The sequence below is a fragment of the Streptacidiphilus jiangxiensis genome (assembly GCF_900109465.1).
In the GTDB taxonomy this organism is placed as follows: domain Bacteria; phylum Actinomycetota; class Actinomycetes; order Streptomycetales; family Streptomycetaceae; genus Streptacidiphilus; species Streptacidiphilus jiangxiensis.
The window spans coordinates 36,415-53,495 of the sequence record NZ_FOAZ01000016.1; the positions used below are offsets into that span (position 1 = coordinate 36,415).

Below are 17,081 nucleotides of genomic sequence, written 5' to 3' on the forward strand. Positions count from 1 at the left end.
ATGTCGGACACCACCCCCGCCACCTGGCCGCTGACCGCCGCCCAGGCGGGCGTCTGGTTCGGCCAGCTGTTGGACCCCGCCAACCCGGCGAACCAGGTCGCCGAGTGCGTGGAGATCCACGGTCCGGTCGACGCCGCCCTGTTCGAGCGGGCGGTGCGTCACATGGTGACGGAGGCCGACGGGCTGCGGATGCGCTACCGCGTCGAGGCCGGTGAGGTCTGCCAGTTCCCCGCCGCCGACGAGGGCGTCTCGCTCCACGTCCAGGACGTCAGCGGTGAGCACGACCCCGAGGCCGCCGTCGAGCAGTGGATCCGCGCCGACCTTGCCCGCCCGGTCGACCTGGCCCAGGACCCGACCACCGCGCTGGCGCTGTTCCCCGCCGGACCGGACCGCTTCTTCTGGTACCAGCGCGCCCACCACATCGCCTGCGACGGCTACGCCGGCTCGCTCGCCTCCGGTCGCGTGGCCGAGATCTACTCCGCCCTCGCCGCCGGAAGCGACGACCTCGGCGCCCCGCTGCCCACCTTCCGCTCCCTGCTCGACGAGGACCTCGACTACCGCGCCTCGGAGAAGTTCGAGGCCGACCGCCGCTACTGGACCGAGCGCCTCGCCGACCGCCCCGAGCCGGTCACCCTCGCCGGGCGCCACGCCCCCGCCGGTCACCGCCACGTGCGCCACGAGCGCCCGCTCGCCGTCGACCACGCCGAGCGCCTGCGCACCGCCGCCCGCAGCCTCGGCACCGGACTGCCCGTCCTGGCCGCGGCCGCAGCCGCGCTCCACCTCGCCCGCCTCACCGGCGCCGAGGAGGTCGTCCTCGGCCTGCCCGTCACCGGCCGGGCGACGGCGATCCAGCGCCGCTCGGTGGCGATGACCGCCAACGTCCTGCCGATCCGGCTCTCCCCGCGCCCCGAGCTCAGCGTGCGCGAGTTCGTCCGCGAGACGTCGAAGACGATGCGCGAGGCGCTGCGCCACCAGCTCTTCCGCTACGAGGACATGCGCCGCGAGCTCGGCGTCCCCGTCAGCGGCGCCCTGGTCGGGCCGAGCGTCAACGTCATGTCCTTCGACCGCGACGACATGACCTTCGCCGGGCACCGGGCCACCTTCCGCAACCTCGGCAACGGGCTCGTCGAGGATCTCGCCTTCATCCTCTACGACCACCGCGCGGGCGCGGGCGGCCGGCTCGTCGTCAACGGCAACCCGGCCCTGTACTCGGCCGAAGAGCTCCCCGGCCACGCCGACACCTTCCTGCGCGTCCTCGACGCCTTCGCCGACCAGGCCCCGGAGACGCTGCTCGGCCGCATCGGTCTCGCCGCGGACACCGACGCGCAGGCCGCGCTGACGCGGGGCACCGGCCCGCGCGTCGAGCGGCCCCGCACCACCCTCACCACCGCCTTCGAGGAGCGCGCCGCCCGCACCCCCGACGCGACCGCCCTGGTCTGCCGCGACGAGGCCGTCGACTACGCGTCCCTCAACGCCCGCGCCAACCGGCTCGCCCGCCTGCTCGTGGAGCGCGGAGTCGGCGCGGAGGACCTCGTCGCCCTCGCGCTGCCCCGCTCGCCCGAGCTGGTCGTCGCGCTGCTGGCGGTGCTGAAGGCCGGCGCCGCCTACCTGCCCGTGGACCCGGCCTGGCCCGCCGAGCGCGTCCGCTACATGCTCGGCGACGCCCGTCCCTTCCTCGCTCTCACGGCCGCCGCGACGGCCTCCGTTCTCGCGGGCACCGACGTGGCGACGCTGGCGCTGGACTCGGTCTCGGTCGCGGCGGACCTGGCCGACCGTCAGGCCGCGGACCTCACCGACGCCGAGCGCCGCACGCCGCTGCGCCCTGAGCACCCCGCCTACGTCATCTACACCTCCGGCTCGACCGGCCGTCCCAAGGGCGTCGTCGGCGTCCACGCCGCCGAGATCAACCACCTGGCCGCCATCGCCGGACGCGACCCCTACCGGCCCGGCCGCCCGGCGCTCGCCAAGAGCTCGATGAGCTTCGTCGACGGCGCCACCGAGATCCTCGGCTCGCTGCTGCACGGCGAGGGCCTCGTCCTCGCCGACAGCGACCAGGCCAAGGACCCCGCCGCGCTGGCCGCGCTGATCGAACGGCACCGGGTCGGCCGTATCATGCTCGTCCCGAGCCTGCTCGCCGCGCTCCTCGACATCGCCGGGCCGGAGCGACTGGCCACCTGCGAGCTGTGGGTGACCACCGGTGAGACCATCCCCGCCTATCTCGCCGCCCGCTTCGCCGAGGCGCTCCCGGGCGCCCGCCTGGCCAACTACTACGGCGCCTCCGAGGTCAGCGGCGACGCCGTCACCGGCGACGTCGACGGCGAGCGGCAGCCCATCGGCCTGCCGCTCGACAACATCGACGCCCACGTCCTCGACGCCGCCCTGCGCCCCGTCCCGGCCGGCGCGACCGGCGAGCTCTACGTCGGCGGCGACGCCCTCTCCCGCGGCTACCTGCGCCGCCCGGCCCTGACCGCCGAGCGCTTCGTCGCCGACCCCTTCGGCGCGCCCGGCGCCCGCCTCTACCGCACCGGCGACCTGGCCCGCTGGACCGCGGAGGGCGCCGTCGAGTTGCTCGGCCGCGCGGACGCGCAGGTCAAGGTGCGCGGCCAGCGCGTCGAGCTCGGCGAGGTCGAGGCCGCCCTCTGCGCCCACCCCGGCGTCCGGCGCGCCACCGCGGTCGTCCGCGAGGACCGCGCGGGTGACCCCCGCCTGGTCGGCTACGTCGTGCGCGAGGACGGCGCCCAGGTCGCGCCCGAGGAGATCCGCGCCCACCTCGCCGCGACCCTGACCGACGCCATGGTTCCGAGCGCCGTCGTCGCCCTGGACGCGCTGCCGCTGACCCCGAGCGGCAAGATCGACCGACTTGCCCTGCCCGCACCGGAGTTCACCGCCACCACCGGCTACCGTGCGCCCTCGACGCCGCGCGAGAAAGTCCTGTGCGAGGTCTTCGAGCAGGTCCTCGGCGTCGACCGGGTCGGCGTCGACGACAGCTTCTTCGCCCTGGGCGGCCACTCGCTGCTCGCCGTGTCGCTGGTGGAGCGGCTGCGCGCGCGGGGCCTCGGTGTGGACGTGCGCGCGCTCTTCGGCGCGCCGACCGTCGCCGCCCTGGCGGCCGTTGCCACGGCGGACAGCGGCACCCACGACGTCGTCCCCGTCCCGGCGAACCTGATCCCAGCCGACGCGCAGCGCGTCACGCCGGAGATGCTGCCGCTGGTGTCGCTGACGCAGGACCAGATCGACCGGATCGCCGAGGCCGTCCCCGGCGCCGCCGCCAACATCGCGGACATCTACCCCCTGGCCCCCCTCCAGGAGGGCATCCTCTTCCACCACCGGATGGCCGCCGAGGGCCGCGACGTCTACGTCCTGCCCGTGGTGCTGGCCTTCGACGGCCGCGAGCGGCTCGACAGCTTCCTGGCCGCGCTGCACTCCGTCGTCGCCCGTCACGACGTGCTGCGCACCGCTGTGCTGTGGGAGGGCCTGCCCGAGCCGGTCCAGGTCGTCGCCCGCCATGTCACCGTCCCGGTCCGGGAGATCGACCTCGCGGAGGCCCCGGCTGCGGAGGGCGACGCGGTGCAGCGGCTCCTCGCCGCCTGCCCGACCACCATGGACCTCACTGGCGCCCCGCTGCTGCGCGGCCACGTCGCCGCCGAACCCGGCACCGGCCGGTGGCTGCTGCTGCTCCAGCAGCACCACCTCGTCGTCGACAACACCGCCCTGGCCGTGCTCCTCGCCGAAGTGCAGGCGCTGCTCGCCGGTGAGGCCGACCGCCTGCCCGCGCCCGCCCCCTACCGCGACTTCGTCGCCCAGGCCCGTCTGGGCGGCCAGGACGCCGACCACGCGCGCTACTTCACCGAGCTGCTCGGCGACGTGACCGAGCCCACCGCGCCCTTCGGCGTGCTGGACGTGCGCGGCGACGCGGGCGGCCTCGCCGAGGCGAGCTTCCCCGTCGAGGCCGAGCAGGCCGAGCGCCTGCGCGCTCTGGCGCGCCGCCACGGCGTCAGCACCGCCGCGCTGTTCCACCTCGCCTGGGCCCGCGTCGTCGCGGCCACCGCCAACCAGGACGACGTCGTCTTCGGCACCGTCCTCTTCGGCCGCGCGGCCGGCGGCGGCAACGTCCCGGGCCTCTTCATCAACACCCTGCCCGTCCGCCAGGCCACCGGCGCCACGGCCGTGGCCGACGCCGCCCGGGAGATGCAGGGGCAGCTTGCCGCCCTGCTGGCCCACGAGTACGCGCCGCTGTCGCTCGCGCAGCGGGCCTCCGCCGTCGAGGGCACCGCGCCGCTGTTCACCGCACTGCTCAACTACCGCCACGGCCAGGGCTTCGCCCTGCGCGCGGGCACAGTCGAGGCGCTGCCCGGCGTCGAGCTGGCCCACCTGGAGGACCGCACCAACTACCCGCTCGCGCTGACCGTCGACGACCGCGGTTCGGCCTTCGCCTGCGCCGTCCAGGCGGCCGCCCCGATCGACGCGGCGTCCGTCGCCGCCCTGGTCGAGCAGGCGCTCACCGCGCTCGCCGACACGCTGGACCACGCCCCACAGACCGCCGTCGGCGACCTCGACGTCCTCGGCGCGGCCGAGCGACAGCGTCTGCTCACGCAGGGGAGCGCGGGCGGCCCGGTCGCGCCCGCGCTGCTGCCGGAGCTGTTCGCCGCGCAGGCCGTCCGTACGCCGGACGCCACCGCGCTGGTCGTCGGCGACACCACGTTCTCCTACGGCGAGCTGGACGCCCGCGCCAACCGCCTGGCCCGGCTGCTCGTGGAGCGTGGCGTCGGCCCCGAGGAGCGCGTCGCCCTCGTCCTGCCGCGCACCGCCGACCTGCTCGTCGCGCTGCTGGCCGTGCTCAAGGCCGGCGGCGCGTACGTGCCCGTCGACCCCGAGTACCCCGCCGACCGCATCGGCTACGTCCTCGACGACGCCGCGCCCGTCCTCGTCCTGGCCTGTGCCGAGACCACCGAGCGGCTCGGCGACCTCGACCCGGCGCGGGTGCTGCTGTTGGACGGCGACCCGGCCCGCGACCACGCGGACGCCCCGGTCACCGACGCCGACCGTCGCGCGCCGCTGCGGCCCGCGCACCCCGCCTACGTGATCTACACCTCCGGCTCGACCGGCCGCCCCAAGGGCGTCGCCGTCCCGCACGCGAGTCTCGCCAACTTCCTGGCCGACATGGCGCTGCGCTTCCCGCTCACGGCGGCCGACCGCTGGACCGCGGTCACCACGATCTCCTTCGACATCGCCGCACTGGAGCTCTACCTGCCGCTGATCAGCGGCGCCGTCGTCGACCTCGCCCCGCGCGACGCGGTCGTGGACCCGGCCGCGCTGACCGCACGGCTCGCCCGTACCGGCACGACGGTCATGCAGGCCACGCCGTCCCTGTGGCAGGCCCTGGTCGAGCACGCCCGGGAGACCGGCACCGCGCTACCCGCGCTGCGCGTCCTGGTCGGCGGCGAGGCCCTGCCCGGCCCGCTCGCCGCCGCCCTCACCGCCGCCGGCGAGGTCACCAACCTCTACGGCCCGACCGAGACCACCATCTGGTCCACCGCGCTGAGCGTGGACCCGGCGACCGACGGCTCCGTCCCGCCGATCGGCGCCCCGATCGCCAACACCCGCGTCCACGTGCTGGACCGTCGCCTCCGCCCGGTCCCGGCCGGGGTCGTCGGCGACCTGTACATCGCGGGCGACGGTCTGGCCCGCGGCTACCACGAGCGTCCCGCGCTGACGGCGGAGCGCTTCGTGGCCGACCCGTCCGGTCCGGCCGGGACCCGTATGTACCGCACCGGCGACCTCGCACGCTGGAACGCAGCGGGTCACCTGGTCTTCGTCGGCCGGGCCGACACCCAGGTGAAGGTCCGCGGCCACCGCATCGAGCTCGGCGAGATCGAGGCCGCGTTGCTGCGCCACCCGCGCGTCGCGCAGTCCGCGGTGATCGTCCGCGAGGACCAGCCGGGTGACGTGCGGCTGGTCGGCTATGTCGTCCCGGCGGGGGAGCTGGATGCGGCCGAGCTGCAAGCACACGTCGCGGCGACCCTGCCCGACTTCATGGTCCCGGCCGCGCTGGTCCTGCTGGACGCGATGCCGCTGACGCCCAACGGCAAGCTGGACCGCCGCGCCCTGCCCGCGCCGCAGTTCACGCAGACCGCCGCCGGCCGTGCCGCACAGACGCCCCAGGAGGAGCTGCTGTGCACGGTGTTCGCGGAGGTGCTCGGCCGACCTGCGGTCGGTGTGGACGAGGACTTCTTCGCGCTGGGTGGTCATTCGCTGCTGGCGACGCGGTTGGTGAGTCGGGTGCGGTCGGTGCTGGGTGTGGAGGTGCCGATCCGTGCGGTGTTCGAGGCGCCGACGGTGGCGGGTCTTGCGGCGCGGTTGGGTGAGTCGGGTGTGCGGCGGCCGGCGCTGGTGGCGGGTGAGCGGTCGGAGGCTCCGGTCGTGTCGTTCGCGCAGCGGCGGTTGTGGTTCCTTTCGCAGTTGGAGGGGCCGAGTGCGACGTACAACATCCCGCTTGCGGTCCGTCTGACCGGTGCGCTGGACGTGGCGGCGCTGGAGGCGGCGCTCGTGGACGTGGTGGAGCGGCACGAGGTGCTGCGGACGGTCTTCCCGTCCGTCGACGGCGAGCCGCACCAGCACGTGCTGCCCGTGCCGGAGATCGGATCGCTGCTGACCGTCCACGCCTACGCCGCGGACGCCGTCGCCGCCGCGGCGGCGCACCGGTTCGACCTGAACCGTGAACTGCCGATCCGTGCTTGGTTGTTCGAGCAGGGCGTGGCGGAGCGGGTGTTGGTTGTGGTGGTGCACCACATCGCGGGTGACGGCTGGTCGCTGGCGCCGCTGGCGCGCGACGTGTCGGCCGCTTACACGGCGCGCGTTGACGGTGCTGCGCCGGTGTGGGAGCCGCTGCCGGTGCAGTACGTGGACTATGCGCGTTGGCAGCGTGAGCTGCTGGGTGAGGAGTCCGACCAGGGCAGCCTGCTGGCGCGGCAGTTGGAGTTCTGGCGCGGCGCGCTCGCGGATCTGCCCGAGGAGCTGACGCTTCCGGCCGACCGGGCGCGTCCGGCGGTGGCGAGCTACGAGGGCGGGACGGTGGAGTTCGCTGTCCCGGCCGAGTTGGACGACCGGTTGCGGGAGGTGGCGGGCGCCGAGGGTGTGACGCCGTTCATGGTGCTGCAGGCCGCGCTCGCGGTGCTGCTGTCGCGTCTGGGCGCGGGTCAGGACATTCCGATCGGCACGCCGATCGCCGGCCGTACCGATGAGGCGTTGGACGAGCTGGTCGGGTTCTTCATCAACACGCTCGTGCTGCGCACGGACCTGTCCGGCGACCCGACCTTCGCCGAACTGCTCGGTCGCGTTCGTGAGGGCAGTCTGAGCGCGTTCGCGCACCAGGACGTGCCGTTCGAGCGGCTGGTGGAGGAGCTGGCGCCGTCGCGGTCGATGGCCCGGCACCCGCTGTTCCAGGTCATGCTGTCGGTGCAGAACAACGCGGCCGCCGTCCTGGACCTGCCGGGCGTGGACGCCGATGTGGTCCCGGCCGGAGAGCTCGCCGCCAAGTTCGACCTGGCCTTCACCCTGGAGGAGCAGCCCGGCACGGACGGCCTGCGGGGCCAACTCACCTTCGCCACTGACCTCTTCGACACCGGCACCGCCACCGTCCTTGCCGCGCGGTTCGTGCGGGTCCTGCAGGCCCTTCTCGCCGACCCGGCCCAGCCGGTGGCCCGGGCCGAGATCCTCGACGTCGCCGAGTGCCACCGGATCTCCACCGAGTGGAACGACACCGCCGTCGACCTGCCTGCCGCCACCCTCCCGGAGCTGTTCGCCGCCCAGGCGGCGCGGACGCCGGACGCGACGGCCCTGGTCTTCGGCGACGAGACGCTCACCTACGCCGAACTCGACGCACACGCTGAGCGGTTGGCCCGGCTGCTGGTCGCCCGGGGCGCAGGCCCCGAGCGAACGGTCGCGCTCGTGCTGGAGCGCTCCGTCGAGATGGTCGTCGCGCTGCTGGCGACGGTGAAGGCCGGCGCCGCCTACCTCCCGGTCGACCCGGAGTACCCGGCCGACCGCATCGCCGTCGTGCTCGCGGACGGCAACCCGGCCCTGGTACTGGCCACGCGGGCCACCGCCGCCGTCGCACAGGAGGCGGGCGCACAGCCGCTGCTGCTCGACGCCGAAGAGATCCTCGCGCAGCTCGCCGAAGACATGGGCACCGCACCCACCGTCGCGCCGCGACCCGAGCACCCCGCCTACGTCATCTTCACCTCCGGCTCGACCGGCCGTCCGAAGGGCGTCGCCGTCCCGCACGCGGGCATCGTCAACCGTCTCGCCTGGATGCAGCACGCCTACGGCCTGACCACCGAGGACCGCGTCCTGCAGAAGACGCCCTTTGGCTTCGACGTCTCCGTGTGGGAGTTCTTCTGGCCGCTGCTGGAGGGCGCGACGCTCGTCCTCGCCAAGCCCGGCGGCCACCGCGACCCGGCCTACCTGGCCGAGCTGATCCGCCGCGAGCGGATCACCGTCACCCACTTCGTGCCGTCGATGCTCCAGGCCTTCGTGCAGGAGTCGGCCGCCTCCGGCTGCACGGACCTGCGCGCCGTCATGTGCTCGGGCGAGGCCCTGCCCGCCGACCTGCGCGACCGGTTCTTCGCCGTTCTGCCGCAGGTCCCGCTGCACAACCTGTACGGCCCCACCGAGGCGTCCGTCGACGTCACCGCCTGGGCCTGCACCCCCGCCGACACCGGCGCGAGCGTGCCGATCGGGCGGCCCGTCTGGAACACCCGCGTGCACGTCCTCGACGCCGCGCTGCGGCCGGTGCCGGTCGGCGTCGCGGGAGAGCTCTACCTCGCGGGCGACCAGCTCGCCCGCGGCTACCTCGGCCGCCCGGCGCTGACGGCGGAGCGTTTCGTCGCCGACCCGTCCGGTCCGGCCGGGACGCGGATGTACCGCACCGGCGACCTGGTGCGCTGGAACGCCGACGGCGCCCTGGAGTACCTCGGCCGCACCGACGACCAGGTCAAACTGCGCGGCTTCCGCATCGAGCTCGGCGAGATCGAGGCGCGCCTCGCCGCGCACCCCTCGGTCGCGACCGCCGCGGTGATCGTCCGGGAGGACCAGCCCGGCGATCGCCGTCTCGTGGGCTACGTCGTCCCGGCAGGCGGAGAGGTGGCGACAGCCGAGCTCCTCGCGCACGTCGCGGCCGGCCTGCCGGACTACATGGTCCCGGCCGCAGTCGTCGTCCTTGACGCCCTGCCCGTCACCGTCAACGGCAAGCTGGACCGCCGCGCTCTGCCCGCGCCGCAGTTCACGCAGACGGCCTCCGGGCGCGCCGCGCGCACGCCGCAGGAGCAGTTGCTCCGTGAGGTCTACGCCGACGTCCTGGGGCTCGCCCAGGTCGGGATCGACGACGACTTCTTCACCCTCGGCGGTCATTCGCTGCTGGCGACCCGGCTGGTGAGCCGGGTGCGGTCGGTGCTGGGTGTGGAGGTGCCGATCCGTGCGGTGTTCGAGGCGCCGACGGTGGCCGGGCTTGTGGCCCGGTTGGGTGAGTCGGGTGTGCGGCGGCCGGCGCTGGTGGCGGGTGAGCGGTCTGCGGCTCCGGTCGTCTCGTTCGCGCAGCGGCGGTTGTGGTTCCTCGCGCAGTTGGAGGGGCCGAGCGCGACCTACAACATCCCGCTCGCGGTCCGCCTGACGGGTGCGCTGGACGTGGCGGCGCTGGAGGCGGCGCTCGCGGACGTGGCGGAGCGGCACGAGGCGCTGCGGACGGTCTTCCCGTCCGTCGACGGCGAGCCGCACCAGCACGTGCTGCCTGCCGAGGGCGTCTCGATCCCGCTCGCCGTCGCGCCGTACAGCGACGAGGCCGTGAGGCAGGCCGCCTCCCACGCGTTCGACATCAGCACCGAACTCCCGATCCGTGCCTGGCTGTTCGAGCAGGGCGAGGTGGAGCGGGTGTTGGTCGTGGTGGTGCACCACATCGCGGGTGACGGCTGGTCGTTGGCGCCGCTGGCGCGCGACGTGTCCGCCGCCTATGCGGCGCGGACGACTGGTGCCGCGCCGGTGTGGGAGCCGCTGCCGGTGCAGTACGCGGACTACGCGGTGTGGCAGGGTGAGCTGCTGGGTGAGGAGTCCGACCAGGGCAGTGTGCTGGCGCAGCAGTTGGACTTCTGGCGCGGGGCCCTGGCCGACCTGCCGGAGGAGCTGACGCTTCCCGTGGACCGGGCCCGCCCTCTGGTCGCCGACTACGACGGTGGGACGGTGGAGTTCGCGGTCCCGGCGGAGCTGGACGGGCTGCTGCGGGAGGTGGCGCGGGCGGAGGGCGTGACGCCGTTCATGGTCGTGCAGGCCGCGCTCGCGGTGCTGCTGTCGCGTCTGGGCGCGGGTCAGGACATTCCGATCGGCACGCCGATCGCCGGCCGTACCGATGAGGCGTTGGACGAGCTGGTCGGGTTCTTCGTCAACACCCTCGTGCTGCGTACGGACCTGTCCGGCGACCCGACCTTCGCCGAACTGCTCGGTCGCGTCCGTGAGGGCAGCCTGAGCGCGTTCGCGCACCAGGACGTGCCGTTCGAGCGGCTCGTGGAGGAGCTGGCGCCGTCGCGGTCGATGGCCCGGCACCCGCTCTTCCAGGTCATGCTGTCCGTGCAGAACAACGCGGCCGCCGTCCTGGACCTGCCGGGCGTGGACGCCGAGGTGGTGCCCGCAGGCGAGCTGGCAGCGAAGTTCGACCTGGCCTTCACGCTGGAGGAGCAGCCCGGCACGGACGGCCTGCGCGGCCTGCTCACCTTCGCCACCTCCCTCTTCGACCGGGAGACCGCCGAGGAGCTCGCAGCCCGGTTCGTGCGCGTGCTCGACGGCCTGCTCGCCGACACCTCCCGGCCCGTGGCGGACGCCCCGGTCCTTGACGCCGCCGAGCGCCACCGGATCCTGACCCACTGGAACGACACCGCCACCGACCTCCCCACCGCGACCCTCCCGGAGCTGTTCGCCGCCCAGGTCGCGCGGACCCCGGACGCCGTGGCGATCGTCGGCCCGGACGGCACCGAGCTCACCTACGCCGCCCTCGACGCCCGCGCCGAGCGGCTCGCCCGTCGTCTGGTTGCCGAGGGCGTGGGCCCGGAGCGCGGCGTGGCGGTCCTGATGGAGCGCTCCACGGAGCTCACGGTCGCCCTGGTGGCGATCGTCAAGGCGGGCGGCTTCTACGTGCCGCTCGACGCCCGCTACCCGCTCGCCCACCGCGAGGCGCTGACCACGGAGACCCGTGTCGGCGTCGTCCTGACCGACGAGACGCTGCGAGCGCAGGCGGACGAGCTGGGCCTGACGGTCCTGACCGTCGACTCCGAGGCCGGTGAGGACTGCGACGAGGGCAGCCCCCTCGCCGTCGCCTGCGACCCGCGTCAGCTCGTCTACGTGATGTACACCTCCGGCTCGACCGGCCGCCCCAAGGGCGTCGCAGTCACCCACCGCGACGTGGTCGCGCTCTCCTGCGACCGGCGCTTCGCCGGACCGGACCTGGATGCGGTGCTGATGCACTCGCCGCACTCCTTCGACGCGAACACGTTCGAGCTGTGGACGCCGCTGCTGACCGGACGCCGCGTGGTCGTCGCGCCGGCCGAGGACCTGACGGCGCAGTCGCTCGCGCGGCTTGTCGCCGAGCACGGCGTGACGTGGCTCTTCCTCACGATCGGGCTGTTCGGCCTGTTCGCCGAGGAGGACCCGGCCTGCTTCGCCGGGCTGCGCCAGGTGTGGACCGGCGGCGACGTGGTGTCGCCGACGCTGGTCGCCCGGGTGCTGGCGGCCTGCCCGCAGACGGTCGTCGCCAACGTCTACGGCCCGACGGAGACCACCACCTTCGCCACCGCCGAGCCGGTGCGCGGCACGGGTGCTGCTCTGCCGATCGGCGGCCCGATGGACAACATGCGCGCCTACGTCCTGGACGAGCGCCTGCGGCCCGTCCCGACGGGCTGTGTGGGTGAGCTGTACCTCGCGGGCGCGGGCCTGTCGCGTGGCTACTTCGACCGCCCGGCACTGACAGCCGAGCGCTTCGTCGCCGATCCGAACGGTGTCGATGGCGACCGCATGTACCGGACCGGCGACCTGGCCCGCTGGAACCGCAGCGGCTCGCTGGAGTACGCGGGCCGCGCCGACCAGCAGGTCAAGCTGCGCGGCTTCCGCATCGAGCTGGGCGAGATCGAGGCCGTGCTCGGGGCGCACCCCGCCGTCGGGCAGGTCGCGGTCGTGGTCCGCGAGGACCTGCCGGGCGGCAAGGGCCTGGTCGGCTACGTCGTCCCTGCCGGGGAGCCGACGACGGAAGAACTGCGTGCCCACCTCGCCGAGCGGCTGCCGGAGTACATGGTCCCGGTCGCCTTCGTGCTGCTGGACGCGCTGCCGCTGACCGTCAACGGCAAGCTGGACCGGCGCGCCCTGCCGGCGCCCGTCGTCACCGTCACGCCCGGCCGCGCGCCGCGCACGGCGCGCGAGGCGGTGCTGTGCGAGCTGTTCGCGCAGGTCCTCGGCCTGCCGCGGGTCGGCATCGACGACGGCTTCTTCGACCTCGGCGGCCACTCACTGCTGGCGACCCGCCTGGCCAGCCGGATCCGCACCACGCTGGGCGTCGAGCTGCCGATCCGCGACGTGTTCGAGGCGCCGACCGTCGCCGCCCTCGCCGAGCGCCTCGGCGCCCTGGAGGGCGTCCGCGCGGACCGCCCGGCGCTGACGGCGGGGGAGCGGCCCGAGCACCTGCCGGTCTCGTTCGCACAGCAGCGCCTGTGGTTCCTGGGCGAGCTGGAGGGCCCGAGCGCCACCTACAACATCCCCCTCGGGCTGAGCCTGACCGGCCCCCTCGACACCGAGCTGCTGCACCAGGCGCTGCGCGACGTCGTCGCCCGGCACGAGGTGCTGCGCACCGTCTACCGGGCGCAGGACGGGCGGCCGGTGCAGCGGGTGCTCCCGATGGACGAGGTCGGCGCGCTGCTGACCGTCACCCGCACCGACGGCCACGACGAGCAGGCCCTCGCCGTTGCCGCCGCGCACGTCTTCGACCTGAGCCAGGACATACCGCTGCACGCCTGGCTGTTCCAGGAGGCAGCGGGCACCCACACCCTCGTCCTGGTGGTGCACCACATCGCCGGTGACGGCTGGTCGATGGCGCCGCTGGCCCACGACGCGTCGATTGCCTACGCCGCCCGCCTGCGCGGCGAGGCGCCGGTGTGGGAGCCGCTGCCGGTGCAGTACGCGGACTACGCGCTGTGGCAGCGTGAGCTGCTGGGTAGCGTCGAGGACGAAGGCAGCCTGCTGGCGGAACAGTTGGGCTACTGGCGTGAGGCCCTGGCCGAGCTGCCGGAGGAGCTGGCGCTGCCGGCCGACCGGCCGCGCCCGGCCGTGGCCACCCACCGCGGCGGATCCGTGGACCTGGACGTCCCGGCCGACCTGCACGAGCGCCTGCGCGCGCTCGCCCGCGCCGAGGGCGTGACGCCCTACATGGTGCTGCAGGCCGCGCTCGCCGTGCTGCTGTCGCGCCTTGGTGCGGGCCAGGACATCCCGATCGGCACGCCGATCGCGGGCCGCACGGACGAGGCGCTGGACGAGCTGGTCGGGTTCTTCGTCAACACCCTCGTGCTGCGCACGGACCTGTCCGGCGACCCGACCTTCACCGAACTGCTGGCCCGCGTCCGCGAAGGCAGCCTGAGCGCCTTCGCGCACCAGGACGTGCCGTTCGAGCGGCTCGTGGAGGAGCTGGCGCCGTCGCGTTCGATGGCCCGGCACCCGCTCTTCCAGGTCATGCTGGCGGTGCAGAACAACGCCGAGGCCTCGCTCGACCTGCCCGGCGTGCAGGCCGCGCCGCTCTCCCTGGAGGCGGACGCCGCCCGCTTCGATCTGGGCTTCACACTGACGGAGTCCTTGGCCGCCGACGGCGCCCCGGCCGGTCTGACCGGCACCCTCACCTACGCCGCGGACCTCTTCGACGGATCGACCGTCGAGACGCTCGCTCAGCGCTTCGTCCGGGTGCTGGACGCGGTCCTCACCGCGCCGGACCAGCCGGTCGCCCGGACGGAGGTCCTGGCGGAGGAGGAACGCCACCGCATCCTGACCGAGTGGAACGCCACCGGCCACGCCGTCCCGACGACGACCCTGACCGCGCTGTTCGAGGCCCAGGTCGCCCGCACACCGCAGGCGGTGGCGCTCGTCCACGAGACCACCGAGCTCAGCTACGCGGAGACCGGCGCCCGCGCCAACCGCCTCGCCCGCCTGCTCGCCGCGCACGGCGTGCGGCCGGAGGACCGCGTCGCGGTCCTGCTGGAGCGGTCGAACGAGCTGGTGGTCAGCCTGCTGGCGGTACTGAAGGCGGGTGGCGCGTATGTGCCGATCGACCCGGAGTACCCGGTGGACCGGATCGCGTACATGGTCGCCGACTCAGGGCCGCGGGTGCTGCTGACCAGCCGCGCGTGTGTGGAGCGGGCCGGTGACACGTCCGGCGTCGAGGTTCTGCTGCTGGACGAGCTGTCCACCGACGGCTTCGAGGACACGGACCTGGGTGTGGCGATCGAGCCGCAGCACCCGGCCTACGTGATCTACACCTCCGGCTCCACCGGCCGCCCCAAGGGCGTCGTGCTCCCGCACGCAGGCCTGGTGAACTACGTCCTGCGAGCCCAGGAGGCCTACCCCGAGGTCCAGGGCAACACCCTGCTGCACGCCTCGATCTCCTTCGACGCGGGCGTCACCGCCCTCTACGGAGCGCTCACCTCCGGCGGACGCATCCGCGTCGCGCCACTAGACGAGCGGCTCCCTGCTGTCCTCGGCGCGGAGCGGCTCACCTTCCTGAAGGCCACGCCGAGCGGTCTGGCGTACCTGGACGCGATGTCGGACGCGCACGTGCCGTCGGGCCGGTTGATGGTCGGCGGTGAGGCGATCCAGGGTGCGCAGTTGGAGCAGTGGCGCAAGGCCCACCCGGGCGTGGCGGTGGTCAACCACTACGGTCCGACCGAGGCGACGGTCGGTTGCACCGACTATCTCGTCGGCGATGACGTCGAGTTGGGTGCGGTGGTGCCGATCGGTCGTCCGATGTGGAACACGCAGGCCTACATTCTGGATGCCGGGCTGCGCCCGGTGCCGGCGGGTGTGGCGGGCGGGCTCTACATCGCGGGTGCGCAGTTGGCGCGCGGTTACCTCGGCCGTCCGGCGCTCACGTCCGAGCGGTTCGTCGCCAACCCGCACGACGCCTCCGGCGCGCGCATGTACCGCACCGGCGATTTGGCCCGCTGGCGCGCGGACGGCAACATCGAGTACCTGGGCCGCACCGACGACCAGGTCAAGATCCGCGGCTACCGCATCGAACTGGGTGAGATCGAAGCCCAGCTGGCAGCCCGGCCGGGTGTGGTGCAGGCCGTCGTGGTCGTCCGCGAGGACGTGCCCGGCGACAAGCGCCTCGTCGGCTACGTCGTCGGCGACGCGAGTCTCGACGCGGCGGAGGTCCGCGCGGGCCTGGCCGAGTCGCTCCCGGAGTACATGGTCCCCACGGCGATCGTCGCCCTGAACGCCGTGCCCCGGACGGTCAACGGCAAGCTGGACCGCCGGGCCCTGCCCGCACCGGACTTCGGCAGCGCCGGCACGACCACCTACCGCGCCCCCGCGACGCCGCAGGAGGAGGTGCTGTGCCAGGAGTTCGCCCGCGTCCTGGGCGTGGAGCGCATCGGCGTCGACGACGACTTCTTCGAGCGCGGCGGCCACTCGCTGCTCGCCGTCTCGCTCGTGGAGAAGCTGCGCGCCCGCGGCGTCCCGGTGGACGTGCGCACCCTGTTCACCTCCCCGACCCCGGCCCGGCTCGCTGCCGCGACCGCAGCCGGTGAGACCAACGGCGTCGTCGTGCCGCCGAACCTGATTCCGGCCGACGCCACGCACCTCACCCCGGACATGCTGCCGCTCGTCGCCCTCACCGAGGCGGAGATCGACCGTCTCGTCTCCGCCTTCCCCGGCGGCGCGGCCAACATTACCGACGTCTACCCCCTCGCGCCGCTCCAGGAAGGCATCTTCTTCCATCACCTGATGGCCGCCGGTGAGGACGGCGGACGCGACATGTACGTCGTGCCGGCGCTGCTCACCCTCGACTCGCGCGAGCGCCTCGACGACTTCCTCGGCGCGCTCCAGCAGGTGATCGACCGTCACGACATTCTGCGCACCGGCGTGTTCTGGGACGGCCTGCCCGAGCCGGTGCAGGTCGTCGCCCGCCGCGCCCAACTGCCGGTCGAGACCGTCACCTTGTCCGGTCCCGCCGAGCAGGCCATGGACGAGCTGCAGGCGGCCTGCCTGCCCGTGATGGACCTGACCCGGGCGCCGCTGCTGCGCGCCTTCGTCGCCGCCGAACCCGGCAGCGGACGCTGGCTGCTGGCGCTCCAGCGCCACCACCTGGTCACCGACCACACCGCACTGGACATCCTCCTCGGCGAGATCCGGGCCGTGCTGGCGGGGGAGCAGGAGAGCCTGCCCGCGCCGTTGCCGTTCCGCGAGTTCGTCGCGCAGGCCCGGCTCGGCGTCTCCCGCGAGGAGCACGAGCAGTTCTTCACCGGCCAGTTGGGTGACGTCGCCGAACCTTCCGCGCCGTTCGGGCTGCTGGACGTGCGCGGCGACGGAACCCGGGTCAGCGAGGCGGAGCACGTGCTCGCGCCCGAACTGGCCGATCGCATACGGGAGCTGTCCCGCGTGCTGGGGGTGAGTCCGGCGACGCTGTTCCACGTGGCCTTCGCCCGTGTCGTGGCGGCGACGGCCAACCGTGACGACGTCGTCTTCGGCACGCTGCTCTTCGGCCGGATGAACGCCGGCAGCGGCGCCGACCGCGTGCCCGGCCTGTTCATCAACACCCTCCCCGTCCGTCTCGACACCGCCGCCCACACGGTCGCCGACGCGGTCGGCGCGATGCGCGGCCAGCTCGCCGACCTCCTCGTCCACGAGCACGCGCCCCTCGCGCTGGCCCAGCGCGCCAGCGGCATCACCGCCCCCGCGCCGCTGTTCACAGCCCTGCTCAACTACCGCCACAGCCAGTCGGCGGACGAGGCAGAGGGCACCGGCCTGGCCGGGGTCGAGCACGCCGAGCACGGCGAGGACCGCACCAACTA

General features: G+C 74.1%; 1 protein-coding gene (running past one end of the window). It reads left to right on the forward strand.

Features of this window, described 5'->3' with window-relative positions:
- A protein-coding gene (locus BMY61_RS27385) for a non-ribosomal peptide synthase/polyketide synthase (protein WP_052438536.1) crosses the window boundary here: on the forward strand, positions 1 to 17,081 show its 5' portion. The gene runs 2,062 nt beyond the window's last position; only the first 17,081 of its 19,143 coding nucleotides appear in the window; it begins with the start codon at positions 1 to 3; its stop codon lies off the right edge, out of view.